Origin of the sequence: Pseudoduganella danionis, assembly GCF_009720775.1 — a bacterium.
Classification (GTDB): domain Bacteria; phylum Pseudomonadota; class Gammaproteobacteria; order Burkholderiales; family Burkholderiaceae_D; genus Rugamonas; species Rugamonas danionis.
The window spans coordinates 297,283-324,111 of sequence record NZ_WNKW01000001.1 but is presented as its reverse complement, the minus strand read 5'-3'; the positions used below and the strand labels follow the sequence as shown (position 1 = coordinate 324,111).

Annotated in this window: 18 protein-coding genes; 7 read left to right on the top strand and 11 right to left on the bottom strand. The window is 61.8% G+C overall.

What is annotated here, in order from left to right:
- Positions 1-1,170 carry a vWA domain-containing protein gene (locus GM655_RS01450; RefSeq protein WP_155432860.1) on the top strand — a complete coding sequence of 390 codons (1,170 nt, stop codon included), beginning with the start codon at positions 1-3 and terminating at the stop codon, positions 1,168-1,170.
- Between the two features lie 19 nt (positions 1,171-1,189).
- Here GM655_RS01450 and kdpE read toward each other — a convergent pair whose 3' ends face one another.
- The 7 genes from kdpE to GM655_RS01415 all read right to left on the bottom strand — a co-directional run bounded on the left by kdpE (position 1,190) and on the right by GM655_RS01415 (position 10,367).
- Positions 1,190-1,888, bottom strand: a complete 699-nt coding sequence (gene kdpE / locus GM655_RS01445; protein ID WP_155434064.1) for a two-component system response regulator KdpE — start codon at positions 1,886-1,888, stop codon at positions 1,190-1,192.
- Positions 1,881-4,673 carry a two-component system sensor histidine kinase KdpD gene (gene kdpD, locus GM655_RS01440; RefSeq protein WP_155434063.1) on the bottom strand — a complete coding sequence of 931 codons (2,793 nt, stop codon included), beginning with the start codon at positions 4,671-4,673 and terminating at the stop codon, positions 1,881-1,883. Before kdpD ends, kdpE begins: the two co-directional genes overlap by 8 nt.
- A 15-nt stretch (positions 4,674-4,688) precedes the next feature.
- Positions 4,689-5,294, bottom strand: a complete 606-nt coding sequence (gene kdpC, locus GM655_RS01435; RefSeq protein ID WP_308807399.1) for a potassium-transporting ATPase subunit KdpC — start codon at positions 5,292-5,294, stop codon at positions 4,689-4,691.
- A gap of 24 nt (positions 5,295-5,318) precedes the next feature.
- Positions 5,319-7,397: a potassium-transporting ATPase subunit KdpB gene (gene kdpB, locus GM655_RS01430; protein WP_371866740.1), complete on the bottom strand. Its 2,079-nt coding sequence runs from the start codon at positions 7,395-7,397 to the stop codon at positions 5,319-5,321.
- A 60-nt stretch (positions 7,398-7,457) separates the two neighbouring features.
- Positions 7,458-9,284, bottom strand: coding sequence for a potassium-transporting ATPase subunit KdpA (gene kdpA, locus GM655_RS01425; protein WP_155432858.1), 1,827 nt, complete (start codon positions 9,282-9,284; stop codon positions 7,458-7,460).
- The gene (kdpF, locus tag GM655_RS01420; protein WP_155432857.1) at positions 9,284-9,373 is read right to left on the bottom strand and encodes a K(+)-transporting ATPase subunit F; all 90 of its coding nucleotides are present in this window, start codon (positions 9,371-9,373) and stop codon (positions 9,284-9,286) included. The genes kdpA and kdpF overlap by 1 nt, the downstream gene beginning before the upstream one ends.
- A 226-nt stretch (positions 9,374-9,599) precedes the next feature.
- Entirely contained in the window at positions 9,600-10,367 is a 768-nt protein-coding gene (locus tag GM655_RS01415) for a TorF family putative porin (RefSeq protein ID WP_155432856.1), read from the bottom strand.
- A 330-nt stretch (positions 10,368-10,697) separates the two neighbouring features.
- Between GM655_RS01415 and GM655_RS01410 the strand changes: the two genes are divergently transcribed.
- The 4 genes from GM655_RS01410 to GM655_RS01395 all read left to right on the top strand — a co-directional run bounded on the left by GM655_RS01410 (position 10,698) and on the right by GM655_RS01395 (position 16,985).
- Positions 10,698-12,695, top strand: coding sequence for a DNA topoisomerase IV subunit B (locus GM655_RS01410; protein WP_155432855.1), 1,998 nt, complete (start codon positions 10,698-10,700; stop codon positions 12,693-12,695).
- A 207-nt stretch (positions 12,696-12,902) separates the two neighbouring features.
- On the top strand, positions 12,903-15,344 hold the full coding sequence (parC, locus tag GM655_RS01405; RefSeq protein WP_229632431.1) for a DNA topoisomerase IV subunit A: 2,442 nt from the start codon (positions 12,903-12,905) through the stop codon (positions 15,342-15,344).
- A 206-nt stretch (positions 15,345-15,550) separates the two neighbouring features.
- Positions 15,551-15,751: a hypothetical protein gene (locus tag GM655_RS01400; RefSeq protein ID WP_155432854.1), complete on the top strand. Its 201-nt coding sequence runs from the start codon at positions 15,551-15,553 to the stop codon at positions 15,749-15,751.
- Between the two features lie 40 nt (positions 15,752-15,791).
- Positions 15,792-16,985, top strand: a complete 1,194-nt coding sequence (locus GM655_RS01395; RefSeq protein WP_155432853.1) for a sensor domain-containing diguanylate cyclase — start codon at positions 15,792-15,794, stop codon at positions 16,983-16,985.
- A 15-nt stretch (positions 16,986-17,000) separates the two neighbouring features.
- Here GM655_RS01395 and GM655_RS01390 read toward each other — a convergent pair whose 3' ends face one another.
- The 4 genes from GM655_RS01390 to GM655_RS01375 form a co-directional block, all read right to left on the bottom strand.
- Positions 17,001-18,485, bottom strand: a complete 1,485-nt coding sequence (locus tag GM655_RS01390) for an IgA Peptidase M64 (RefSeq protein WP_155432852.1) — start codon at positions 18,483-18,485, stop codon at positions 17,001-17,003.
- A gap of 73 nt (positions 18,486-18,558) precedes the next feature.
- Entirely contained in the window at positions 18,559-19,791 is a 1,233-nt protein-coding gene (locus tag GM655_RS01385; protein ID WP_229632329.1) for a cyanophycinase, read from the bottom strand.
- Between the two features lie 74 nt (positions 19,792-19,865).
- Positions 19,866-21,164: a cyanophycinase gene (locus tag GM655_RS01380; protein WP_229632328.1), complete on the bottom strand. Its 1,299-nt coding sequence runs from the start codon at positions 21,162-21,164 to the stop codon at positions 19,866-19,868.
- Positions 21,165-21,306: 142 nt separating this feature from the next.
- Complete coding sequence (locus GM655_RS01375) at positions 21,307-24,060, bottom strand: TonB-dependent receptor (protein WP_155432850.1); 2,754 nt, start codon at positions 24,058-24,060, stop codon at positions 21,307-21,309.
- Between the two features lie 171 nt (positions 24,061-24,231).
- Here GM655_RS01375 and GM655_RS01370 point away from each other — a divergent pair, with 171 nt between their 5' ends.
- Together GM655_RS01370 and GM655_RS01365 are read left to right on the top strand one after the other, a co-directional pair.
- Positions 24,232-25,371 (top strand): succinylglutamate desuccinylase/aspartoacylase family protein, encoded by a 1,140-nt coding sequence (locus tag GM655_RS01370; protein WP_155432849.1) that lies wholly within the window; start codon positions 24,232-24,234, stop codon positions 25,369-25,371.
- A gap of 12 nt (positions 25,372-25,383) precedes the next feature.
- Entirely contained in the window at positions 25,384-26,808 is a 1,425-nt protein-coding gene (locus GM655_RS01365; protein ID WP_155432848.1) for a YfcC family protein, read from the top strand.
- Positions 26,809-26,829: the final 21 nt, after the last annotated feature.

The following is a 26,829-nucleotide window of genomic DNA, read 5'->3' as shown; positions in this document are numbered from 1 at the left end:
ATGCTGATCGATTTTTTCTACACGCTGAGGGACGCCAAGATCCCCGTCACCATCAAGGAGTTTCTCACCTTGCTGGAGGCTTTACAGAAGCAGGTGATCGACACCTCCTTCGATGATTTCTACTATCTGGCCCGCATCACGCTGGTCAAGGACGAAGCCCATTTCGACAAGTTCGACCGCGCGTTCAGCCTGTACTTCAAAGGCATACAGGCTGCCTTTGAGCAGAACGGCACGATACCGCTGGACTGGCTGGTGCAGCGCATGAAGCGCGAACTGAGCGAAGAGCAGCGCGCCGCACTGGAAAAGTACGGCTACGACAAGCTGATGGACCGCCTGCAGGAGCTGCTCAAGGAGCAGAAGGAACGCCACGAAGGCGGCAGCAAGTGGATAGGCACGGGCGGCACATCGCCGTTCGGCCACGGCGGCACCAATCCCGAAGGCATACGCATAGGCGGTAAGGGCGGCAACCGCAATGCCGTCAAAGTGTGGGAAGCCCGCAACTACAAGGACTACGACGGCGAACGCGAAATCGGCACGCGCAACATCAAGGTAGCGCTGCGCCGTCTGCGCAAGTTCGCGCGTCTGGGCGCAGCGGAAGAACTGGCGCTGGACGCCACCATCCGCGCCACCGCCAGCAACGCCGGCTACCTCGACATCAAGATGCAGCCCGAGCGCAAGAACAACATCAAGGTACTGATGCTGTTCGACGTGGGCGGCACCATGGACGACCATATCGAGCGCACGGAAGAACTGTTCTCGGCCGCCCGCAGCGAATTCAAGAACATGGAGTTCTTCTACTTCCACAACTGCGTGTACGACTACCTGTGGAAGAACAACCGTCGCCGTCACGCCGAACGTTTTCCGGCCTGGGACATCCTGCGCAAATATCCGCCCGATACCAAGCTGATTTTCGTCGGCGACGCCACCATGAGCCCCTACGAAATCCTGCAGCCGGGCGGCTCGGTGGAGTACAACAATCAGGAAGCGGGCGCGGTCTGGCTGCAGCGTTTTACCGCTACCTTCCCCAAATTTGTCTGGCTCAATCCCGAACCGGCCGGCGTCTGGCAGTACCGCCAGTCCATCTCCATCATCGACCAGCTGATGAACCGGCGCATGTTCCCCCTCACCATGGACGGGCTGGAACGGGCCATGCGCACCCTCAGCAAATAGGCGCGGCTCAGGCTAGCGCCTAGAGCGGCAGCTGCAAACGGTAACCCACTGCCGTTTCCGTCAGCAGGTAGCGCGGCTGGGCCGGATCGGCTTCCAGCTTGTGGCGCAGATGGCCCATGTAGATGCGCAGATAGTGGCCGTTCTCGGATTGCGAAGGCCCCCAGACGGCGCGCAGCAACTGGGGATTGCTCATCACCCGCCCGGCATTGCTGACCAGGACTGCCAGCAGGCGGTACTCGGTCGGCGTCAGATGGACAGGCGTGCCGGCGCGGGTCACGCGGCGCTGCTGCAAGTCCACCGTGATGTCGCCGAAATGCACCAGCCCCGCCGTATCGGCAGCTGGCTGGCGCTGGCGCCGCAAGGTGGCGCGCACACGCGCCAGCAGCTCGCCTACGCCGAACGGTTTGCTCAGATAATCATCGGCGCCCGCATCGAGCGCGCTGATCTTGTCGCTTTCATTGACCCGGGCCGACAGCACGATCACGGGCACGCTGGACCACTTGCGCAAGTCCGCGATGAAGCTCAGGCCATCGCCATCAGGCAGACCCAGATCGAGGATCACCAGATCCGGCTTGCGTGTGCCCGCATCGATCAGGCCCCGCTGCAAAGTGGCCGCCTCATGCACCTGCCAGCCTTCCTGCTCCAGCGCTGCGCGCACGAAACGGCGGATTTGCGGTTCGTCCTCCACCAGCAGTGCCGTTGGTGCCAACTCATTCATCATCTTGTCCTGTCAGTTCTTCCGGTTCCGGCATGGCGGGCGGGCTGCCCAGCGGCAGGGTCAGCACAAATGCCGCGCCCCCCAGCGGTGAAGGCGCGGCTGTGATGCGGCCGCCATGGGCTTCCACAATAGCACGGCAGATCGCCAGCCCCAGCCCGACGCCCGGCTTGGCCGATTCGCGCTCGCCACGGGTAAATTTTTCGAAGATGGCTTCCTCGCGCCCGGCCGGCAGGCCGGGGCCATCGTCGGCCACCGTCAGCTGCAGCCAGGTGCCGTGCACTTCGGCCGACAGTTCTATCTGCGCGCCTGCCGGCGTGTATTTGGCAGCATTCTCCAGCAGGTTGCAGAGCACCCGTTCAATCAGCACGGCATCGAAGCGCAGCAGCGGCAGATCGGCCGGCAGTACGGTGCGCAGCACATGCTGGCGCAACTGGCTGGCACTGGCGCGCAAGGCACTGCCCACTACTTCTTCCAGCGACTGCCATTGCAAGTTAAAGCTCACTTCCCCACTCTGGATGCGTGCCATATCGAGCAGATTGGCGACCAGAGTACTCATCCGCAGCGCCTCTTCGTGCAGGCTGCGTGCCATTTCCTGCTGGGCTGCGGCTAGCGGCGGCTCGCTGTGCCCCAGTCCTTCCGATAGCCCCACCAGCGATGTGAGGGGCGTGCGCAGGTCATGTGACAGCGCCGCCAGCAGCGAATTGCGCAAGCGCTCGGACTCCATGCTCACCAGCGCATTCTGCGCCACTTCGATGTAATGCACGCGCTCCAGCGCAATCGCGGCCAGCGCGCCGAAGGTATCGAGCTGCTGGCGCTGTTCCGGTATCAGTATCCAGCGCGATTTTTCCGGCTCTATGGCCAGCACACCGCGCGTACGCATGGGCGCAACCAGCGGCAGGTAGAACACGGCGCTGGCCGGCAAAGTGTCTGTACCCAGTCCGGCTACTTCGGCACGGTCGAACGACCACTGGGCTATGCCCATATCCAGTCCACCCAGATGGGAGGCAGCGCTGGCTTGTGCCGGCGCCGCAGCGGATGTATCCGGCGCCGGCAGCTGCAGGTGCCCCTCGGCATCCGGCACCAGCAAGGTGGCACGGGCCTGAAAGGCACGCTGGATGAACAGACGGGTGGTATCGAAAATCTGCTCGGCCTGCAGCGCGCCGGACAGCTCGCGCGAAAATTCGTAAAGCGCACGGGCGCGCCTCTCGCGGTTGAAGGCCACTTGCGCCTGAAAACGCAAACCGGCCGTCAAATGGCCCGTGATCAGACCTACGGCCAGCATCACGCCAAACGTCACCAGATACTGGAAATCGCTGATCGCCAGCGTGAAGCGCGGCGGCACAAAGAAGAAGTCAAAGCAGGCCACGCTGACACAGGTTGCCAGCACACTGGGGCCGCGGCCGAAGCGCGCCGCCACCAGCAGCACCACCAGCAGGAACAGCATGGCGATGTTGGCCAGATCCAGATAGGCCAGTAGCGGCGTCGCGACCAGCGCCATGGCCACACTGGCCAGCACCGCCGCGCCATAGGCCAGCAGCCGCTGGCGCAACAGCGTATCCGGCTCGCCGCTATCGTTCTGCGGGCTGGCTGCCGCGCCGCCCACGACGCCGGCGCCCGAGCGCTGCTTCAGCGCTGCCAGCGCCTCACTGGGCGCGCCGATTTCGATCAGGTCGAGATCCGGCGCCGCCGCGGCTAGCCGACGAATCAGGCTGGTGCGCCATGGCCAGCCGGGGCCGGCCCGCCCCAGCATCAGCTTGGACAGATTATGTGCGCGTGCATATTCCAGCGCGGCCTGCGCCACATCCTGTCCGGCCACGACGGCCGTCGTGGCGCCCAGTTCTTCGGCCAGCTTGAGCGACCGCAGCATGGCTACGCGCTGCGGCTCGGACAGCCGCTGCAAGGCCGGCGTTTCCACATACACGGCGTGCCAGCCCGTCCCCAGCTGGCTGGCCAGCCGTGCCGCACTGCGTACCGTGTGGTCGGCGTGGTCGCCGGGGCCGACGCAGGCCAGCAGCGCCGCGCCAGTCTTCCAGATATCGGCTATCGACTGTTCGATGCGGTAGGCGCGCACATCGCCTTCGATGCGGTCGGCCGTACGGCGCAAGGCCAGTTCGCGCAGGGCGATCAAATTCCCCTTGCGGAAAAAATGGCGCGCCGCCCGTTCTGCCTGCGGCGCCTGATAGACCTTGCCTCCTTTCAGGCGGGCCAGCAATTCGTCGGCCGGCAAATCCACCAGCACCACTTCATCGGCCTGATCGAACACCGTGTCCGGCACCGTCTCGCCTACCCGTATGCCGGTAATGCCGCCCACCACATCGTTCAGGCTTTCCAGATGCTGAACATTGACCGTGCTATACACGTCGATACCGGCATCCAGCAACTCCTCCACATCCTGCCAGCGCTTGGGGTGGCGCGCACCGGGCGCATTCGAATGGGCCAGTTCGTCCATCAGGATCAGGGCCGGACGACGTTCCAGCGCGCCATCCAGATCGAACTCCGCCAACTGCCTGCCACGATAGCTGACTGCTTTCAGCGGCAGCACCTCGAGTCCTGCCAGCATGGCCGCCGTCTCGCTGCGGCCATGGGTTTCCACCACGCCCACCAGTACCGGCTGCCCCTCGGCCTGCAGCTTGCGGGCGGCCGCCAGCATGGCGTAGGTCTTGCCGACACCGGCGGAGGCACCGAAATAGATGCGCAAGCGGCCACGCGCAGCGCGCCGCTCCTGCGCCTGCACCTGTGCCAGCAAGGCATCGGGATCGGGACGCTGGGAGGGATGGGGAAACATGGCCATGCGCTGATTCTACTGCGTATGGCCGGACCGTGCCGCAGGTGACCCCGCCAGACTATCCAGTGCCAGATTCAGCGCCAGCACATTCACGCGCGCCTCGCCGAACCAGCCGGCCAGCGGCAACAACTGCTGGCCTTCTATCAGTGCCAGCACTCGGGCCGCATCGAGACCGCGCGCCCGCGCCACGCGGCCAGCCTGATAGCGTGCTGCCGCCACGCTGATTTCGGGATCGAGCCCGCTGGCCGAAGCCGTAACCAGATCCACCGGCACCGGCAGTACGGCAGCAGGATCGGCCGCCTTGAGTGCCGCAATACGGCTACGCACGGCGTCGGCCAGCGCCGGATTGAGCGGCCCCAGATTGGAACCGCCCGAAGCGGCAGCATTGGCTGGCATGGGCGCCGTGGCCGAAGGCCGGCCCCAGAAATACTGCGGCGCGCTGAACGACTGGCCGATCAGCAGCGAGCCTACCGGCCTGCCCTGCTGTTCGATGATGCTGCCGGCCACCTGCGACGGAAACACCGCGCGGCCGATGGCAGTGACGGCCAACGGATACAGCACGCCACATAGCAGCGTCAGGGCGCCGAATAGCACGATGGCTGGACGCAGCTGGGACTTCAAATGGGTATTCAGCATGATGGCTCCTTAAACCAGATGGAATGCAGACAGCAGCAAGTCGATCAGCTTGATGCCGGCGAACGGCAGCAGCAGGCCGCCCACGCCGTATAGCAGCAGGTTGCGGCGCAGTAGCGCGACCGCACCTATGGCACGGTATTGCACGCCTTTCAGCGCCAGCGGAATCAGCGCCACGATGATCAGCGCATTGAAGATCAGCGCCGACATGATGGCCGACGCAGGGCTGGCCAGCTGCATGATGTCCAGCGCCTTCAGCTGCGGATAGGTGCCGACGAAGGCGGCCGGTATGATGGCGAAATACTTGGCCACGTCATTGGAAATCGAGAAGGTGGTCAGCGAACCGCGCGTCATCAGCATCTGTTTGCCGATTTCGACGATTTCCAGCAGCTTGGTGGGATTGGAATCGAGGTCCACCATATTGCCCGCTTCCTTGGCGGCCTGCGTACCGGAATTCATCGCCACGGCCACATCGGCCTGCGCCAGCGCCGGTGCATCGTTGGTGCCGTCGCCCGTCATGGCCACCAGCCGGCCCTCAGCCTGATACTGCCGGATCAGCTTGAGCTTGTCTTCCGGTGTGGCTTCGGCCAGAAAATCGTCCACGCCCGCTTCCGCCGCAATCGCCGCTGCCGTCAGCTGGTTATCGCCCGTGATCATCACCGTCTTGATACCCATACGGCGCAATTCGGCAAAGCGTTCCTTGATGCCGCCCTTGACGATATCCTTGAGTTCCACCACGCCCATCACGCGGCCCTGATCGGCCACCACCAGCGGCGTACTGCCGCGGCGTGCCACATCATCGACACTGCGCGCCACCTCGGCCGGATAGCTCTGGCCCTGCGCTTCCACATATTTGCGCAGCGTATCGGCTGCGCCTTTGCGGATCTGGCGCTGGCCCAGATCGATCCCGCTCATGCGCGTGTTGGCAGAAAATGGCACGAACACGGCCTGCAGCGCAGCCATCTCGCGCTCGCGGATATTGAACTTCTGCTTGGCCAGCACCACGATGCTGCGCCCTTCCGGCGTTTCATCGGCCAGCGACGCCAGCTGGGCCACATCGGCCAGCTGCTGTTCGCTCACGCCCGGCGCCGGGAAGAAGGCCGAGGCCTGGCGGTTGCCCAGCGTGATGGTGCCGGTTTTATCCAGCATCAGCACATCCACATCACCGGCCGCTTCCACGGCACGGCCCGAAGTGGCGATCACATTTGCCTGCATCATGCGGCTCATGCCGGCCACGCCTATGGCCGACAGCAGGCCGCCTATGGTGGTCGGTATCAGGCATACCAGCAGGGCAATCAGCACGGTGATGCTGATCGGCGTGCCGGCGCCGGCCGCCGCGACCGAGAACAGCGAGAACGGCAGCAGCGTCACCGTCACGATCAGGAACACAATGGTCAGCGCTACGAGCAAGATGGTCAGGGCGATTTCATTCGGGGTTTTCTTGCGCTTGGCGCCTTCCACCATGGCGATCATGCGGTCGAGGAAGGTCTCGCCGGGATTCACCGTCACCTTCACCACCAGCCAGTCGGACAACACGCGGGTACCGCCCGTGACGGAGGAAAAATCGCCGCCCGATTCGCGGATCACGGGGGCAGATTCACCCGTGATGGCGCTCTCGTCCACCGATGCGACACCTTCGATTACCTCGCCATCGATGGGTATCACGTCGCCCGCTTCGACCAGTATGTAATGGCCTTTGCGCAGATCCTGCGCCGGTTGCGGCAGCCAGGTAGTGCCATGCTGCGGCGTGGCCAGCTTTTTGGCCATCACCATCTGTTTCAGGCTGCGCAGCGAGGCTGCCTGCGCCTTGCTGCGGCCTTCGGCCATGGCCTCGGCAAAATTCGCGAACAGCACGGTGAACCACAGCCAGATGGCCGTGGCCAGTATGAAGCCGGCCGGCGCTTCGCCCTGCCCCAGCAGGGCCTGCACATACAGCAGCGAGGTGATGATGGCGCCGGCGTACACCACGAACATCACGGGGCTGCGCAACTGCACGGCCGGGTGCAGCTTGCGCAAGGCATCGGCCAGCGCAGGGCGCAGCAGCCCCGCATCGAACATGCTGAATTTGCGCATGGGTGGATGGGAAAACATGGTGATCTCTTGTTGTGTCATAGGTAGGTTCGACATAAGCGACTCCTGATGGAAAGCGGTTTATCTGGCGAATAGCTGCAGGTGTTCGACCAGCGGCCCCAGTGCCAGCGCCGGGACATAATTGAGCACGCCGACCAGCGCCACCACGCCGCACAGCAGGCCGATGAACATGGCGCCGTGGGTAGGCAGGGTGCCGCTATTGGCTTCCAGCCGCTGCTTGCCGGCCAGCGAGCCGGCAATCGCCAGTATCGGCATGATCACGGCAAAGCGGCCGAACCACATGGCGATGGCCAGCATGCTGTTATAGAACGGCGTATTGGCAGACAGGCCGGCAAATGCGCTGCCGTTGTTGTTCGCGGCCGAGCTGAAGGCGTACAGGATTTCGCTGTAGCCGTGGGCGCCGGGATTGGCGATGCCGGCCTTGCCGGCCTCGCACAGCACGGCGATGGCGGTCCCCGCCAGCACCAGCGTGGGCGTGACCAGTATCGCCAGCGCAGTCATTTTGATTTCGTAGGACTGGATCTTCTTGCCCAGATATTCAGGCGTGCGGCCTATCATCAGGCCGGCGATGAAGACCGCCATGATGGCAAACACCAGCATGCCGTACAGGCCGGAACCCACGCCGCCGAAGATCACTTCGCCGAACTGCATCAGCAGCAGCGGTATCAGACCACCGGCCGGCATGTAGGAATCGTGCATGGCATTCACCGCACCGCACGATGCCGCCGTGGTCACTGCCGCAAACAGGGCCGAAGCGCTGATGCCGAAGCGGGTTTCCTTGCCCTCCATATTGCCGCCTGCCTGCCAGACACTGGCTGTCTGGTCCACCTGCAGGCCTTGCAGCACGGGGCTGGCCTGCTGCTCCGCCCCCAGCACCGCTACTGCGCACAGCACGAACAGCAAGGTCATTGCGCCCAGCACGGCCCAGCCCTGACGCTGGTCACCCACCATGCGGCCGAAGGCGAAACACAGCCCGGCCGGAATCAGGAAGATGGCGATCATCTGGAAGAAGTTGCTCAGTGGCGTAGGATTCTCGTACGGGTGGGCCGAGTTGGCATTGAAGAAGCCACCGCCATTGGTACCCAGCATCTTGATGGCTTCCTGCGAAGCCACCGGCCCCATGGCGATAGTCTGGGTGCGGGTACTCAGGGTTTCCATCACCGGCTGGCCCTGGGCATCGAGCACGGGCTGGCCATCGGCCGCCGTTTTGGGCTGGCTATAGCTCACCGCGTCCAGCCGCTGTACTTCCTTGTAGGGCGAGAAGTTCTGGATCACGCCCTGCCCCATCAGGAAAACCGCCAGCAGCAGCGACAGTGGCAGCAGCACATACAGCGTGGAGCGGGTGACGTCAGCCCAGAAATTGCCGATAGCGCGCGCCGAGCGGGCGGCAAATCCCCGTATCAGCGCATAGGCTACGGCCATGCCGGTGGCAGCAGAGAAGAAGTTCTGCCCTGTCAGCACCAGCATCTGGGTCAGATAGCTCATGGTCTGTTCGCCGCTATAACCCTGCCAGTTGGTGTTGGCGACAAAGCTCACCGCCGTGTTGAAGGCAGAATCCGGACTCACATTGGCCAGCCCCTGCGGGTTCAGCGGCAGATACTGCTGCAGCCGCTGCAGCCCGTACACGGCCAGCGCACCGACGCCGTTGAACAGCATCAGCGCAAAAGCATAGGCCTTCCAGCTCTGGCCTGCCGGCTGGCCGTCTTTGCCGGCGATGCCGGCCGCGCGATACAGCGCCCGTTCCAGCCTGCCCAGCCAGCCCATCCAGGCCGGTACAGGCAGGTCAGCCCCCTGCCCCACACGGGCCAGCAGAATACCGAGCGGATAAGCTAGTGCCAGCAGCACCAGCAGGAAAACCAGCAATAGCAGTAGCGAGGCAGGGTTCATCACAGCTCCTCCGCTTTCAGCAATGCGACGACCAGATACACCAGCAGGCCGGCCGCAACGCAGCCGCCTAGCAGATAAAACAGATTCATGGCTGGCCTCCCAGTTGTTCGCAGGCGGCAGCAAACGCTATGCACACAGCGATAAACGCTGCCAGAGCACCAATAAATACGACATCCATCACACCCTCACAGGTCTTGTTTTGACAGTGAACAGCTTATCGCCAGGGGTCTAAAGATTTTGTAAAGACTGGGGGACGCGGTGTAAACAAAGCGTAAAAATTGGCGTGGCCGGCAGCGTAGCGCGCCGTGCACAGGCTCAGAACACCTTGCTCAGGGTGAGCTGCAGCGCGGTCTTGCCCAGATAGCGGCCATCGGCAGGCGAGGCATACGCGGTCTTGCTGGCGGTGGTGCCGATCACGGCCAGCGCGCCCGTCAGCACACCGAAGTCGCGCGTCAGGCCCAGCTTCCAGTCGCTGTAGCTGGCGGCGCCGTTGCGCTGCACCTGCTGGCGGCCCGCGTGCAGGTTCAGGGTGTAGCCACCATCCAGTTCCAGATTGGCGCCCGCATCCAGATAGCCGCTATGCCGGCTATCGACGAAGCCGAACAGGTTGGTCACGGCATACGAGTATTTGAGGTAGACCGGGCCGGCGCCTAGCTGGGCATACAGCTCGGTAGTATTGGCATTGGCGTAGCCACTCACGCGCGCCAGCGCATTGGCGGGATAGAGGTAACGCAGCACACCGAAGTCGTAGCTGTAGCGGCCCTGTGCGTCCAGCTGGCCGCGCCGGCCCGCGTACAGATCCCATTCGAGCATGCCGCTGCCACCGGCATCGCGGGTCCACTGGATGGTCGATAGCCAGCTACCCGCATACAGGCCGCTGGGGCTATGGCTGTAATCGAAACCGCCCTGCACGGCGGGCCGGAAGCGGGTTTGCGAGATGCCGCGGTAGCGATAATCCGTAACCACGGCAAGGTTGTAGCTACTTGCATGTTCGGCGCTAACAGCACTGCTGGCGTCGTCCGTCTGGGCCCAGCTGGCGCCCGAAATAGTGGCCAGAGCTGCGGCGATGATCAATTTCTGCATGGTGGGTTCTTTCAGTCAGTGATTAAAAAACAGGCACGCGCAGGGAGTGAGGCCAGTTAGCCACGCCCTGTCCGGCCCCTGTAATGACTGCCGAAAGCACGGAAAAACACTGACAGATCAAGGCCTTGCCATCCCCCCTGCGCTGCCGCACAGCTTAGACAATGGCCTGTAAAAACGGTCTAAAAAGGTATCGCCGCCCCGTAAACATCGTGTATAAATTAGCGCGCGCCGATTTTTTGCCGCGATTGCCGTCAGTTGAGGATAGAATACGCAAACGTTCGCACAAAACTGTACATAAACACAGTATTTAAATTATCAGCTTGATCACGTATGGCCACTAAAAAACCCGTTTCCGACTATAGCGAATCCTCTATCCGCGTCCTCAAGGGACTGGAACCAGTCAAGCAACGTCCGGGCATGTACACCCGCACCGAGAACCCGCTGCACATCATTCAGGAAGTCATAGACAATGCCTCCGACGAAGCGCTCGGTGGCCATTGCAAGAATATTATCGTCACGCAGAATGCCGACGGCAGCATCACCGTCGAGGATGATGGCCGTGGTATTCCCGTCGGTCTGCATCCCGATGAAGGTGTGCCGACGGTGGAAATCGTCTTCACCCGTTTGCACGCGGGCGGCAAGTTCGACAAGGGTTCGGGCGGTGCCTATGCCTTCTCCGGCGGTCTGCACGGCGTCGGCGTGTCGGTCACCAATGCGCTGTCCAAGCGACTCGAAATTACCGTGTGGCGCAAGGAGCCGGACGGCACCGGCCTGCACAAGCTGGCCTTCGAACATGGCGACGTGGTGGAACCGCTGGCTTCCGTGGTGGCGCCGCGCGACGGCAAAAAATCCGGCACCCGCGTCACGGCATGGCCCGATGGTAAATACTTCGATTCGCCGAATATCTCGCAAGTCGAGCTGCAACGCCTGCTGCGCTCCAAGGCCGTGCTGCTGCCCGGCGTTTCCGTCACGCTCAACAACGGCAAGACGGGCGAATCGCAGACGTGGAAATACGACGATGGCCTGCGCGGCTATCTGACCGAAACGCTGGCCCAAACGGGCAATGGAGAAACCCTGATTCCGCTGTTCGAAGGCGCGCAGTTTGCCGGCCCCGATGCGGAAGGTTTTGCCGAAGGCGAAGGCGCGGCTTGGGTGGTGGCATGGACGGAAGAAGGCGCCATCGTGCGCGAATCCTACGTCAACCTGATCCCTACTGTCAGCGGCGGCACCCACGAATCGGGCCTGCGCGACGGTCTGTATGGCGCCGTGAAGAGCTTCGTCGAACTGCACTCGCTGCTGCCTAAGGGCGTCAAGCTGCTGCCGGAAGACGTGTTTGCGCGCGTATCCTTCGTGCTGTCGGCCAAAGTGCTGGACCCGCAATTCCAAGGGCAGACCAAGGAACGCCTGAACTCGCGCGATGCCGTGCGTCTGGTGTCGACCTTCTCCAAGCCGGCGCTGGAACTGTGGCTCAACCAGCACGTTGACCACGGCAAGAAACTGGCCGAACTGGTGATCAAACAGGCGCAATCGCGTCTGCGCTCGCTGCAGAAAGTCGAGAAGAAGAAATCCTCGGGCGTGGCGGTTTTGCCGGGCAAGCTGACGGATTGCGAATCGTCCGACGTAACCCGCACCGAACTGTTCCTCGTCGAGGGTGATTCGGCAGGCGGCTCGGCCAAGATGGGGCGCGACAAGGAATTCCAGGCCATTCTGCCGCTGCGCGGCAAGGTGCTGAATTCGTGGGAAACCGATAAAGACCGCCTGTTCGCCAACAACGAAATCCACGACATCGCCGTGGCGATCGGCGTTGATCCACACACGGCCACCAGCACGCCGGATCTGAGCGGTCTGCGCTACGGCAAAATCTGCATCCTCTCCGATGCAGACGTGGACGGCTCGCACATACAGGTACTGCTGCTGACACTGTTCTTCCGCCACTTCCCGGCACTGATCGCCAACGGCAATATATGCATCGCCCGTCCACCGCTATACCGTGTGGATGCACCGGCACGCGGCAAGAAGCCTATTCAGAAGCTGTATGCGCTCGATGACGGCGAACTGACCGCGATCGAAGACAAGCTGCGCAAGGATGGCCTGAAAGAAGGCGCATGGTCGATCTCGCGCTTCAAAGGTCTGGGTGAAATGAACGCCGAACAGCTATGGGAAACCACCATGAATCCCGATACGCGCCGTCTGCTGCCGGTTGCGCTGGGGGGCTTCGGCCTGACGGAAGCCTCGTCCCGCTTCAATATGCTGATGGGTAAAGGCGAAGCCGCCGCCCGTCGCGCATGGATCGAAGAACACGGTAACGAAGCCGACGCCGATATCTAACTATTACTGATCATGACTCAAGCAAATCTCTTTGACGAACCGGCCAACGAGCCGGCCGCAAACAGCAGCGCGTCCGCCAGCACGGCCGGCGCGCCTGCCCACAAAACCGCGGCAGCACCTGCCGCAGTAGAGGGCGATCTGTTCGAATCCGGCGACGACGTAGCGCTGGCCGATGACAACAGCAGCGACACCGCACTGGCAAGCAGCATGGCCGACGCCAGCAATAGCAACGATGGCCAGAGCGGCGACGGCGGCGATAATGGTGATGGCAGCAATGGCGGCGGTGACGGCGACGGCAGCGATAATGGCAGCGGCGACGGTAACGGTGGCAATGGCGGCGAAGACAACGGCGTATTCGGCAACGGCGACGGTGGCGATGGCGGCGACTCGCTGACCCTGTCCACCTTCGCAGAACGCGCCTATCTCGATTACGCCATCTCGGTGGTCAAGGGCCGCGCCCTGCCCGACGTGTGCGATGGCCAGAAACCGGTACAGCGCCGCATTTTGTACGCAATGAATGAAATGGGACTGAACTCCAGCGCCAAGCCGCGCAAATCGGCGACGGTGGTGGGTGACGTGCTCGGTAAGCTGCACCCGCACGGCGACCAGTCCGTGTACGACGCGATGGTACGTATGGCGCAGGACTTCTCGCTGCGCTACCCGCTGATCGACGGTCAGGGTAACTTCGGTTCGCGCGACGGCGACGGTGCCGCAGCCATGCGATACACCGAAGCCCGTCTGACGCCAATAGCCAAAGTGCTGCTGGACGAAATCAATCTGGGCACGGTGGAATTCCAGGCCAACTACGACGGTTCGACGGAAGAACCGGCCCTGCTGCCAGCGCGCCTGCCTATGGTGCTGCTGAACGGAGCCTCCGGTATTGCCGTGGGTCTGGCGACGGAAATCCCGTCGCACAATCTGACCGAGGTGGCGCAGGCCACGGTGGCCATGATCAAGAACCCGAAGATCAGCCACAGCGAACTGATGGAACTGATCCCCGGTCCGGACTTCCCCGGTGGTGGCCAGATCATCACGCCAGCATCGCAGATCAGTGATATGTACGCGACCGGCCGTGGCAGCATGAAAGTGCGGGCACGCTGGAAGATCGAAGAGCTGGCACGCGGCCAGTGGCAGGCCGTGGTGACGGAACTGCCGCCCGGTACTTCGGCGCAAAAGGTGCTGGAAGAAATCGAAGAACTGACCAACCCGAAAATCAAGCTGGGCAAGAAGACGCTGTCGCCGGAGCAGCTCGCGCTGAAGTCGCTGATCCTCAATTCGCTCGATACCATCCGCGACGAATCGGGCCGCGCTGCGCCTGTGCGTCTGGTGTTCGAGCCAAAATCGAAGAATCAGGACCAGACCGAATTCATGCTGCTGTTGCTGGCGCATACCTCGCTGGAATCGTCGGCCTCCATCAATCTGGTGATGATAGGTGGCGATGGCCGTCCGCGCCAGAAAGGCCTGTCCGAAATTCTGCAGGAGTGGATCACCTTCCGCTTCGCTACCGTGACCCGCCGTAGCCAGTACAAGCTGGGCAAGGTCGATGCGCGCATCCATATTCTGGAAGGCCGCGAGACGATACTGCTGAATATCGATGAAGTCATCCACATCATCCGCAATTCGGACGAACCGAAAGCGGCGCTGATGGAACGCTTCCGCCTATCGGAAATCCAGGCCGAAGATATCCTGGAAATCCGTCTGCGCCAGTTGGCCCGTCTGGAAGCCATCAAGATCCAGCAGGAACTGGCCGAACTGCGCAAAGAGAAAGGCATCCTGCAGGATCTGCTGGACAACCCGAACTCGATGAAGCGCGCCATCATCAAGGAAATCGAGACGGACACCAAGCAGTATGGCGACGCACGCCGTACCCTGATCGAAGAAGCCCAGAAAGCCGTGGTGGAACAGAAGGTGGTGGACGAACCGGTCACCGTCATCATTTCGGAAAAAGGCTGGATACGCGCGCGCAGTGGCATAGGCCACGACTCGGCCCAGTTCACCTTCAAGGCAGGCGACAGCCTGTATGGCGCGTTCGAATGCCGCACGGTAGACCACCTGCTGGCCTTCGGCAGCAACGGCAAGATCTACTCCGTGCCCGTAGCTGCGCTGCCGAACGCGCGTGGCGACGGCGTGCCGATTACTACGCTGATCGATCTGGCCAGCGGCACCCGCATCCTGCATTACTTCGCCGGTAGCGGCAGCACCCAGATGATGCTAACCACCAGCGCCGGCTTCGGCTTCGTGGCCAAGGCAGGCGATATGGTCAGCCGCATCAAGGGCGGCAAGAACTACATCACGCTCGACGAAGGCGCGACGCCGTTGCCACCGGCCGTGATTCCCGATACGGCCAGTGCCGTGGCGGTGCTGTCGGCCAATGCGCGCGTGCTGGTATTCGGTCTGGACGAAATGAAGGTGCTGACCAACGGCGGCCGTGGCGTGATCCTGATGGAGCTGGAAGACAAGGAAACCCTGATCGCGGCCCAGCCTATCAGCCAGAAAGGTGTGATCGTGTCCGGCATAGGCCGTGGCGCCAAGCCGCAGGAGGAACGCCTGTCGGCATCGGCGCTGGCAGTCCACTTCGGCAAGCGCGCGCGCAAAGGCAAAGCACTGGCTACCAAACTGAAACCTACCACGCTGACGCCTATCGTCTAGGTGCCCAGTATCGCATTGCTACGGCCGCTAACGGAAAATCTGGCGGCTGTAGCGTACGCGCACTTCATTCCAAGGATCAGGTAGGCTATGATCAAGCGACAGTAATGTTATGCTTACGGGCATGAACCGTTGCAGGTGCAAAAGCTAAGGCAAACGCCTAAGCCGGCGGCACAGGCAGGCGAAGACCAACCAGCCAGGAAAACCAGATGAGCTCACTGTCCGATATTTCACCCGTGCTGATTCCCGTCATAGCAATGCTGATTCCGCTTGCCTTCATCATCGCCTGGGCGGTGATTAAGATCACACGGCTGAATCTACTGCACGAAACGGTGCGCCAACTGAGTGCCCATGGCCAGCCTATTCCGCCTGAATTGTTGTCGGAAATAGTCAATAACAAGCGGCACTAAGAACAGCAGCAGGTACAAAGGCTACGGTGATGTACGGATCATGAAAAAAAGCATACAAAAAGTAGCCGATTTAATGCTGGACGCAATTTTTCTAGTGCAAGAGCATGGTCAGATCGTCTTCGTCAATCAGGCTGCCAGCAACATCCTCGGTTACGACGCCGAGGAACTGGTGGGCCGCAATTTACGTGAGTTTATCTATTCCAAGGATCTGGGCAGCACTGAGGCCGCGATGGAAAAAGTGCTGCAAGGCCAGCGTTCGCGCAATTTCGAAAATCGCTATGTGCGCAAAGATGGGACGATAGCCTACCTGCAATGGAGCGCCTACTGGATGGCAGAAGAGCAGATCCGGATAGGGGTTGCGCGCGATGTGACGGAGCGCGTTCAATTATCGCGCACCTACGAGTCCATGGCGGAACTGGCCACTGCCGCTCATCAATCGAGCACGCTGGAAATGCTCTGCACTAGTTTCTACGCCATTCTGCAACGCCGCGCATTCTGCTGCGGACTCGCCATCGCTTGCGACGGCGAACGCTGGTCGACTGTCAGCAGTGGCAATGTGGCACCGCGGGCTGCGGCACCGGTGCACTACCCGCTGGAACAGGCCGGGATAAAAGTGGGAGAATTGCAGGTCCATCTGGGCCACCAGCATAGCAACGACGAGGAAATATTCCGCTTCGCAGCGATGCAGGCCAGTGCGGCTATCCAGCGCATTACGCTGCAGGCTGATTTGCTGGAGGCGGCACAATGCGACGAACTGACCGGCCTGCCCAACCGGCGTCTGTTCCAGGACCGTGTCCAGTCTGCCATACTGCGGGCGCAGCGCGACAGCACAGGGGGCGCATTGCTCTTCATTGATCTGAATAATTTCAAGGCGATCAATGACGAGCACGGTCATGATGTGGGCGATATCCTGCTCAAAACTATCGCCGCAAGAATTTCCCAATGCGTCAGATCGGTCGATACCGTTGCCCGCATCGGCGGCGATGAATTTGTCGCCGTACTGGAGAGCGTCACGAGCCCGGAACAGGCCGAGGTGGTGATTGATAAAATCCGGCGCTGCGTGGCCCAACCGGTGCTGCTTAAAGATATCTGCCTGTATCCGTCCGCAAGCATAGGCCTGTCGCTCTACTTGCAGCATGGCGACAGCATACGGGAGTTGATGCGCCACGCCGACAAGCAAATGTACGCCGACAAGATGCGGCAGAAATCCGCACCTGCCGATTTACCAAGCTGACGCCGCCTTCTGCTGCTAACGATCCGCCGGGCGCGAGTACAGATCAATGATGGTGCTGATCGCATCGGCACACACGGCGCAGAACTTCTCGCTGCGGTCGAACATGATGCACTGCATCTGCGGGCGGTAGTAACCGCTCGCTTCATAGTTGGCGCCCTCGAATGCGCCTACCGAATGGTAGTGCGGATCGGGCGTGAACAGCGCCGTGCTCTCGGCCAGATCCTTCTTGAACAGCGCACTCATCTCCGCTTCGGGACGCTGCGCCGCACGCAAAGCGGCACGCTCTTTCTGGTAGGCGCGCGAGGCCGTTTCATAAGTCTGTTTAGGCCATGGCGTCGGCAGCGGCGTGCCGGCCGTGACAAAACGCTTCCATTTCAGGTTGGCCGGATCGCGCAGCGCCGTGGCATTCGGCTCCCATGGTTCGGGACGGGCAGTACCCGACTGATAGGCCACGGGCGAAGTGTAGTACTCGTCGGCCAGACCGGCGAAGTGGTGGCCGAATTCGTGCACGAACAGGTAGTTGGCCCAGTCATTATTTGCGGCCGCCGTGCTGAACTGGCCGAAGATGCCGCCACCGCCATAGGTCTCGTTATTCACCAGAATTTCGATGAACTCGTACGGTGCATACTGTGCCAGTTCGCGCAGCGCGCGGTTATCCGTGGTCAGCACATAACGCTCGCTGCCGAAGATATCGTAACGCGTGCCCAGTGGCGAGGCATGATGCACGCCCGTCGATGGGCGCGATACGCCAGATTCCGCCGTCGGCAAGGCCAGTGCCCATACATTGAAATCGCTGGCGCGCTCCTTGAACGGCGAGGTGGCGAACAGATGGTCGGCCAGCTTGCGTGCACTCGCTTCAAACTTCGGCATCTCGGCCGCAGTGTAGCCATCGCCAACGATCAGCAGATCAACCTTCTGCGGCGACGGGCCGTTGACGCGGATCGCTATCGGCTTTACCGGCGCGGCAGGCAACTTGCGCACCACGTCCATGGCGTCGCTATCGATTTCAGCAGTCCACACCACCGAAAACGCATTGCGGTCATCACGCTTGAGGATGCGCACCCGCACCGGACGGTCCGGTTTGGGGAAGCGCACCGATTCCTGAAAACCGCGATTGGCATGTTGCGCTTCTTCGGTGGTGCGCCACTCGGCAAACACGGTGGAGAAGCCGCGCGAGTACAGCAACTCACCCGTCTTGCTGTCCACCACTTCGAGCATATTGTTGCCACGGTTGGTGTCGTCGATGGCGCGGCGCATATCGCCTGCCCATGGCAGCGGTTCGATCACGACCCGCTCGAGCGCATAGTTTTCATTCAGCGCATTCCCGCTATGCATATAGTCGACCCGCACGGTGGCTGGCTGCACGGCTTTGACGGAAGCCGCAGCAACGGCGGCGGCACTGGCCGCAGCTTGGGCAGTCAGTGGAAGCAGTGCGGTCAGGCCGCAAGCCAGCGCACTGGCCAGAGCACGCAGCGGCGTGCGGGAAGCAAACAGGGACATGATCTTCCTATCGGTGTAAGGGTGGCAGGCCATCATTCTAATCCGGCCCGCTACGCAGCGGCATGCCCGCATGCTAGTTCTTTTGCAGCAGCGACTGACCGATATCGAGCGGACGGATATCGAGCCGCATATTCAGGATGGAATAGCTTTGCAGCGCGGCCGAGGCATAGCCCACGCTATCGCGCGTTTTGCTGAAGGTGAACTGGAAGCCTAGCTCCGGCAACGGCGAATTGCGGCCGCTGGTGGCGATGCCTATGGCTTCGCTGCGGCGGTTATTGATCAGGTTTTCCATCAGCTCCACCAGCGCATTGCGTGCCAGTATATCGGCCGAAAACACGGGCTGCGCCATCTGCACGGCACGGCCATCGAGCTTGCCGCCAGCCTTGGCCTGCGAAGGAATGAAGGTATGGCTGGCCAGATCGTAGCGGTCGCCCTTGTCCAGATAGCTGATCATGGCATTGGCGACATTGAAGCCGCCATGGCTGGCATCCGTGGTGGCGCGGCGCAGATCGACCAGCAGCGCACCGCGGTGGCCGACGATTTCCACCTGACGCCGGCTGTCCACCACCATGGCCGTGTTCTCATCGATGCCCAGGCCGAATTTATAACCCTTCTTGAGCATGGCGGGGATCATGCGGGCAAACCGTCCGCGCACGAGGAAATGCTGGTCGACGAACACGTCGTCGCCGATAAAGCCGAGTCCCGGCGCGATTTCGCGGCCGTCCGTCACGCCGCCACGCAGCGCGGAAAATACCGGGCCGGGGGCATAGAACATGGTGCTGCTCATGATGGCGGCACCGGCGCTATTGCCAGCCACCACACCGCCATTGCGGTACAACTCCCACACTGCTTCCAGCACGGCGCTGCGGCTGCCATCCGGCCGTACCAGCGCCTGCGTGATGCGGGCCTGATCGCCGCCGGCAAAGAACACGCCGCCCGCGCTGCGCACGGCTTCGGCCAGTTGCGGATCGTCGGCCACCTGCCGGTAGTCGCTATCGGCCAGTTTGACGGCCAGCGGCACCAGAAACGCATCAGCCCCATAGGCGCGAAAACGCTCGACGATGGCAGCGCCTACGGGCGCCGGATCGGCCGCAGCAGACGGCAGCACCGCCAACCGGGCACCGGGGCCACCGGCCAACTGGACGATGCGCTGCCAGACTTCGGCGTTGTCGGCCTGCAGATTGCCGCCTATGATGACCAGCGAGCCCTTGGGCGCATTCGCTGCCGCTTGTGCCGCGCCGAACGGAACGGCCAGCATCAGTGCTGCCTGCGCTACTCTGTGCCACCATTTGTCCGCCCTACGCATTGCCGCCTCCGCAAAGAAAAAGGGATGGCGCATCACACGCCATCCCTTCAATATACCTGATTTTCTGCCCGCTGCTAGCGGTAGCGGTAGAGCGGGGCCTGTAACTGTATCGGCCGCACATCCATACGCAGTTTGAGCACGGAATATGCCTCTACTTCGGTCGAGCTATAACCGACGCTGTTGATAGTTTTACTAAACCTGAACTCGAAACCGATATCTGGGTAAGCGTCGCGCGGATTGCCGAAGGCGATGCCTATGGCTTCCTGCTGGGCGTTGTCGATCAGGTTGACCATCAGATCCAACACGGCGTTATTACCCAGAATATCGTTGGTGAACACGGGTTCGCGGGTTTCCGGCTGATTCGGATCGAGCTTGTTGTCGGCCTTGTCCGGCGACGGGGTAAATTCGCGTGTCACCAGATTGAACTTGTCGCCCCGGTCCAGATAGCTGATGGTGGCATTGCTGATGTTGAAGCCCTTGATGCCACGGTCGGTAATCGCCGCCGACAGGTCCAGCAGCAGTGCGCCGCTATAGCCGATGATCTCCACATCGCGCTTGGCGTTGACCACCATGGCGGTGTTTTCATCGATGCCCAGACCGATCTGATAACCCTTCTTCAGCATCACGGGAATCATGCGGGCAAAGCGGCCGCGTACCAGCAGGTGCTGGTCGACGAACACGTCGTCACCGATGAAACCCAGTCCGGCCGAAATCTCGTTCCCTTCCGTGACGCCCTGCTTGAGCATTTCCAGTGTGCTCTTGGCGTCATAGAACATGGTGGTACTCATGATCGCGGCGCCCGCACTGGAACCGGCCACCACGCCACCATCGCGGTACACATCCCACACCGCATCGAGTGCGGCCGTATGTTTGCCGTCGGGCCGCACCAGCGCCCGGGTGATGCGCGCCTGATCGCCGCCGGTGAAATAGATGCCGGTAGCCGAATGGATGGCCGCCACCACTTCCGGATCTTCCGCCGCCTTGCGGTAGTCGCTATTGGGCAGCGTTACGCCGAGCGGAATGAAGAAGGCCTGCGCGCCGTACTGATTGAGTTTGTTGATGGTGTTCTGGGCCGATTGCTCGGGATTGATCGAGGCCGAACCGAATACGCCGATACGGGCGCCCTTGCCGCCTGCCAGTTGGACGATGCGCTGCCAGACTTCGGCGTTGTCGGCCCGCAGACCGCCGCCGATGATGACCAGATTGCCGGCTGGTGGCGCCAGCACCGGCTTGGGCGGCGGCACCGCCTTGGCCGGCTTGCTCGAGCTTTTTGCAGCCTGCTGCGGTTTGCTCGCCGGTGCCTTGGCGGCCGGCGTGCTGACCGCTACCTGTGCCGCCTGCACACTGGCGCCGCATAGCAGCAGCCATAGCAAAAGCACTCGCAGTAGCTTAAAACCTGAGAAATTCATGTAACCCTTCCTAGTAAAACCGGCGCCGCACTCACGCGCGGCGCCGTCGTAGCGCAGATCATACCAATCAATTGGCCTGTCTGGCTTAATGCATCATTACATTACCTTATTTGAACGCGTAATTAGCCGTGGCAAAGATACGACGACCACGTGGATCGGTGTAGGTCGGATCGTAGCCGGAGATGAAGTAGAAGGCCTGATTCGAGTACGGTGGCGCCGTATCGAGCAGATTCTGCACGCCGGCACGCAGTTTCAGTGCCTTGTTCACCTGCCATGCGCCCGACAGATCCCACAGCGAGTAGGCTTTCACGCGGTTTTTCGCTACCACCGAACCATCGTCGATGTTGATCGCCGTGTTCTGGTCTTCATAGCCGCTCGAATAGGTGTTCGACAGGCTGGCCGAGAACGGGCCTTTATCCCAGTCGAGGGTGATGGTATGGCGCCAGCGCTGCACCACGCTATCCGTCACAAAGCGGCCCAGATTGCTCAGGTAGACATCGCCGACGCTGTTCTGGATCTTCGAATTCAGCACATAGGTGCCGGACAGGTGGCCACCGAAACGGCCCAGCGCCGTCTGCACGCCGCGATAATCGATGGTCAGGTCCAGACCGGAGGCGATTTGCGCGCCACGGTTTTCCTTGCGCAGTTCGATGTAGTCGATCAGGCCATCTTCATCGCGGTGTACCAGATCGCCGTATTTGGCCAGATTCCCCAGAATCACATCGTCACCGAGTTCGCTAATCAGGTCGGTGCGCTTGATGTTCCAGTAATCGAGCGACAGCGAAGCATTCTTCACCGGCTCCAGCACCATGCCCAGCGAGTACTGGCGGCTGCGCTCAGGTTTCAGCTTGTCGTTGGAATAGCGGCGGGTATCCCAGTTGTCGGCGCAATCGGCGAAGTTGTTGTCCACGGTGGCGCAATACACGGGGTCCGGCAAAGTCGCCGTGGAGCTGTACACGGTAGGACGGTACAGATCCGACATCGAAGGTGCGCGGAAGCCGCGGCCGGCCGAAGCGCGGAACAGCATGGTCTTGGTCGGGGTGTAGCTCAGGCCCACTTTCGGGCTGGCGGCGCCGCCCACCACCTGATAGTGGTCGTAACGGGCCGATACCTGCGCCTGCAGCTGCTTGGTGAACGGCAGCAGCAGCTCGCCATAGATGGCCTGCACGCTGCGCTTGTCGCTGGTCGGGCGGCCGCCTTCCGGTGCGAAGTCGTTATTGATGTTATCGCTCATCAGCAGCGCCGACGGCGTGAAGTCGGTGCGTTCGTGGCGTACTTCACCGCCGACCGCCATGGCAGCATCACCGCCGCCCAGTGCGCCCAGCGTATGCGATACCTTGAAGTCGATCGAATCCATCACACCGCGCGCATGGCGTACATCATCGTTGACCTGGATAGAATCGAGCAGGGCAACGCCGGCAGCGCCGGACGGGCCGAACGGATTGATCACGCCATTGTAGATACCTTCCATCAGTTTGTCGTACAGCACGTAGCCGTGGGTGTCCTTGTCCTTGATGGTATTGACGCTGTGGTTCAGGCCCACGTCGTAATCCCAGCCGCCGGCACTACCCGTCAGGCCCAGCACGATGCGCTGGCTTTCGCTGGTCAGTTCGCTGGTACGGCGGCCTGCTTCGTTCAAGCGCATACGCAGCGTAACATCGCCCACTACGTCATCATCGGCACTCGCAGCTTCCGAGGCCAGATCATATTTGGCCAGTGCCGGAATGCGCTTGTAGTTGACCACGCCCGTTACCCGCGCCGACGAGCCCACATAATTGGTTTTGGCGCGGCTCAGCGCCACTTCGGCAAACAACTGGTTGTCCGGATTGAGTTGCAGCACGCCGCGCGACAGCAGGTTGACCTTGTCCGATTTCGGATACAGCTCGGTATCGCCCATGTAGTTGTAGGTACAGGCATCCACCCCGCCGGTACCGTTAGGCAGGTACAGATTGGCCGGCGGTGCGCAGTTCGGCAGCGACAGGTTGATGGTGCGGTTGGTGATAGGCTTGCCGTTGATGGTAAAGCCCTGCTCCTGCAGGTAATCACGCTGGGCGCTGGTCAGGCGGATGTTGGCCGGGCTGGTGTAGCCGGACAGCAGGTGCGGCAGACGTTCGGCGATGTGCAGATCGTCGATAAATTTGCGCTGCGAGGTATTCAGTGCGCCCGTGCGCTGCACGTCCACCACGGCAAACACATTGTAACCATCGCGGCCCAGATCACCCGTGCCGGCGCTCAAGCTGGCCGTACGCTTGCCGGCGCCGCCTTCCTGCGTCTTGCTGCCGTAGGCATTCAGTTCCAGACCCTGGAAGTCCTTGCGGGTGATGAAGTTGATCACACCGCCGATAGCATCCGTGCCGTACAGCGCCGATGCGCCGTCCAGCAGCACTTCCACGCGCTGGATGGCAGCGGCCGGGATGTTGTTCAGGTCCACGCCCGTATCGTCGCCGGGCGAAGCAAAGTTGGCCATGCGGCGGCCGTTCAGCAGCACCAGTGTGGACGAGGTGCCGATGCCGCGCAGGTTGGCGCTATTGAAGCCGCGCTGGTCGCCGCCCACGTTGATGGAAGCGCCATCGGTCAGGCCGCCCACGTTGGCCGATACGCGCGCCATCAGTTCGGAAGCGGTGGTCACGCCGGCCTTGTCGATTTCTTCACGGGTGATGACCTGCACCGGCAGTGCGGTTTCGGATTCGATGCGGCGTATGGCCGAACCGGTGATCTCCACCTTGGGCACCGGCACGGCGCTGACGGCCGCCTCCTGCGCCTGTACCTGCTGCATCAGGCCGACCACGGCCCCCACTCCCAGCGCCAGCTTGACTGCCAGCGCCATATTCGAAACCTGCAATTTGCGTGCTGCACCCATATTATTTGCTCTCTCAGTTGAAGAAATAATTACATTAAACTAACTGTACGCACATCATGACTAAAACTCAAGAAAGCCCGTGCAGATTCCGCATATGTACATTTACTTTGTGAAAATAGTGCTACATACTCAATCTTTGTCGAATTATTCATAGGCGTAGACTAGGCCATCATGCAAGTTCACCAACATCCCATCTCCGGCGCTCACAGCAACGCCCATTACCAGCTAACCAGTCTGCATTTCGGCACGCCGGGCAGCGGCAAAAAAGTGTATATACAAGCCTCGCTGCATGCGGACGAAGTGCCCGGCATGCTGGTGGCCCAGTTCCTGCGCAAGGAGCTGATCGCGCTGGAAGCGGCGGGCCGCCTGCAGGGCGAAGTGATCCTGGTGCCGGCCGCGAATCCCATCGGGCTGGCGCAGGCCATCCACGGCGCCGCCTTCGGCCGATTTGATCTGACCACCGGTATCAACTTCAACCGCGCCTACAAGCATGTGGCAGACGACCTGAAAGCTTCGCTGGCCGGCCTGCTGGGTCAGGATGCCGACGCCAATGTGGCGCTGATCCGTGCCCACGCGCGCACTTCCATCGCCGCCTGGCATCCGGCCACGGATGCGGAAGCGCTGAAAAAAATCCTGATGACCATGGCCATCGATGCCGACATCGTGCTCGATCTGCATTGCGACAACGAAGCGGCGCTGCACATCTATGCGGGCACGCCGCTGGCCGAAGCCATCGCGCCACTGTCGGCCATCATGGGCGCGCAGGCCGTGCTGCTGGCCTATCAGGCTGGCGGCGAACCGTTCGACGAAGCCTGCAGCCGGTTGTGGTGGGATCTGGAGCGCCACTTCGAAGGTCGCTACCCGATACCGCCGGCCTGCGTGTCCACCACGGTGGAGCTGCGCGGTGAACAGGAAGTGAGCTATGCACTGGCGCAGAAGGATGCGGCCGGCCTGCTGCAGTTCCTCACGCTGAATGGCGTGGTGCTGGCGGCCGATGCCGCCGCCGAAGCGGCCGCCCGCGTGCTACCTGCGCCGCTGTGTGAAGCCACGCCGCTGGAAGGCGTGGAACCGCTGTATGCGCCCCACCCCGGCATTCTGGTCTACACGCGCGAGCTGGGCGAGCGCGTGGCGGCAGGCGATGCGATTGCCGACATCATCGATCCCGTCAGCGGCGAAACCAGCGTGATCCATGCGGGCGTGGCCGGGGTGTTCTTTGCCCGCAGCGCGCACCGCCATGTGATCCGTGGCATGAACATCGGCAAAATCGCCGGTGCCACGGCCTACCGCGCCGGCGATCTGCTGAGCCAATAAGAAAGCGCGCCCATGAGCACTCCTAGCAACCATGCCGCCCCGGGCAGCAAAAAGAAACTCAAGCTGCCGCATACTTTCGTCCTGCTGTTCATCATCCTCGCGCTGATTGCCGCGGCAACGTGGCTGGTCCCGGGCGGCAAATACGATACCCATCTGGTCAACGGCAAGCAGCTAATCGATCCGGCCAGCTTCCACTACATCCCCAGCGTGCCGCAAGGCTTTACGGCGCTGATCAAGGCACCCATCAAGGGCTTTGTAGAAGCGGCGCTGATCATCGGCTTCGTGCTGGTGGTGGGCGGCGCCTTCGCCGTGCTGCAGAAGACCGAAGCCGTCGATGCCATGATCAAGGCACTCGCGCGTGCGCACGACAGCTCGCCCTTCATCCAGAAGGCGCTGATCCCCGTGTTCGTCACCATGTTCTCGATAGGCGGCGCCACCTTCGGCATGAACGAGGAAGCCATCCCCTTCGTGATGATCTTTGTGCCGCTGGCACTGGCGCTGGGCTATGACACGGTCACCGGCGTTTCGATACCCTTCCTCGGCTCGCAGGTGGGCTTCGGCGCGGCCTTCCTCAACCCGTTCAACGTCGGCATTGCACAAGGCATCGCCGGGGTGCCGGTGTTCTCGGGTTGGGGCTACCGTTTGATCGTGTGGGTGATCGCCACCGGCGTCACCATCGCTTTCCTGATGTGGTATGCGGCGCGCATCAAGAAGAATCCGCAACTGAGTCCTACCTATGCGCTGGACTTGGAGAAGCGCAAGGAGCAGCCGCATGGTCTGGGCGACTTCCACGGCATTACGGGCCGGCACAAGCTGGTACTGGCCATCTTCGTCGCTGCGCTGGCCATCATGGTGGGCGGCGTGGTGGGCTATGACTGGTATATCGATGAAATCGCCGCGCTGTTCCTCGTGATGGGCATCGTCATCGGTCTGGTCGGCAAACTCGATTCCACCCAGATCGTCGAGAGCTTCATACAGGGCGCGCGCGATCTGGTCGGCACAGCGCTGGTGATTGCACTGGCCCGCGGCACCATGATCCTCGCGCGCGACGCCCACATCATCGACACCATGCTGCACGGCCTGATGCCGCTGGTGCAGTCCTCGCTGCCCGTGTTCGCGGCGTGGAAAATGTTTGGCATCCAGACCGTGATCAATTTCTTCATCCACTCCGGCAGCGGTCAGGCTGCGCTGACCATGCCCATCATGGCGCCGCTGTCCGATCTGGTCGGCGTGACGCGCCAGACGGCGATTCTGGCTTTCCAGCTGGGCGAACTGACCACGCCTATGATCCCCACCTCGGGCATCACGGTCGGGGTGCTGGCACTGGCCCGCATCCCCTGGATTACCTGGGCCAAGTGGATGATACCGCTGCAGCTCATCTACGCCGCACTGGCGCTGGCCATGCTGGTACCGCCCTGCCTGATGAACTGGCAGTAAGGCCTCATTCAGCAAAAAGCG

What these genes read in the sequence shown, in the direction of transcription:
- GM655_RS01450 (WP_155432860.1), top strand. Translation starts at nt 1, where the DNA reads ATGCTGATCGATTTTTTCTACACGCTGAGGGACGCCAAGATCCCCGTC.
- kdpE (WP_155434064.1), bottom strand. Translation starts at nt 1,888, where the DNA reads ATGAATGAGTTGGCACCAACGGCACTGCTGGTGGAGGACGAACCGCAA.
- kdpD (WP_155434063.1), bottom strand. Translation starts at nt 4,673, where the DNA reads ATGTTTCCCCATCCCTCCCAGCGTCCCGATCCCGATGCCTTGCTGGCA.
- kdpB (WP_371866740.1), bottom strand. Translation starts at nt 7,397, where the DNA reads ATGTTTTCCCATCCACCCATGCGCAAATTCAGCATGTTCGATGCGGGG.
- kdpA (WP_155432858.1), bottom strand. Translation starts at nt 9,284, where the DNA reads ATGAACCCTGCCTCGCTACTGCTATTGCTGGTTTTCCTGCTGGTGCTG.
- kdpF (WP_155432857.1), bottom strand. Translation starts at nt 9,373, where the DNA reads ATGAATCTGTTTTATCTGCTAGGCGGCTGCGTTGCGGCCGGCCTGCTG.
- GM655_RS01415 (WP_155432856.1), bottom strand. Translation starts at nt 10,367, where the DNA reads ATGCAGAAATTGATCATCGCCGCAGCTCTGGCCACTATTTCGGGCGCC.
- GM655_RS01410 (WP_155432855.1), top strand. Translation starts at nt 10,698, where the DNA reads ATGGCCACTAAAAAACCCGTTTCCGACTATAGCGAATCCTCTATCCGC.
- parC (WP_229632431.1), top strand. Translation starts at nt 12,903, where the DNA reads ATGGCCGACGCCAGCAATAGCAACGATGGCCAGAGCGGCGACGGCGGC.
- GM655_RS01400 (WP_155432854.1), top strand. Translation starts at nt 15,551, where the DNA reads ATGAGCTCACTGTCCGATATTTCACCCGTGCTGATTCCCGTCATAGCA.
- GM655_RS01395 (WP_155432853.1), top strand. Translation starts at nt 15,792, where the DNA reads ATGAAAAAAAGCATACAAAAAGTAGCCGATTTAATGCTGGACGCAATT.
- GM655_RS01390 (WP_155432852.1), bottom strand. Translation starts at nt 18,485, where the DNA reads ATGTCCCTGTTTGCTTCCCGCACGCCGCTGCGTGCTCTGGCCAGTGCG.
- GM655_RS01385 (WP_229632329.1), bottom strand. Translation starts at nt 19,791, where the DNA reads ATGCGTAGGGCGGACAAATGGTGGCACAGAGTAGCGCAGGCAGCACTG.
- GM655_RS01375 (WP_155432850.1), bottom strand. Translation starts at nt 24,060, where the DNA reads ATGGGTGCAGCACGCAAATTGCAGGTTTCGAATATGGCGCTGGCAGTC.
- GM655_RS01370 (WP_155432849.1), top strand. Translation starts at nt 24,232, where the DNA reads ATGCAAGTTCACCAACATCCCATCTCCGGCGCTCACAGCAACGCCCAT.
- GM655_RS01365 (WP_155432848.1), top strand. Translation starts at nt 25,384, where the DNA reads ATGAGCACTCCTAGCAACCATGCCGCCCCGGGCAGCAAAAAGAAACTC.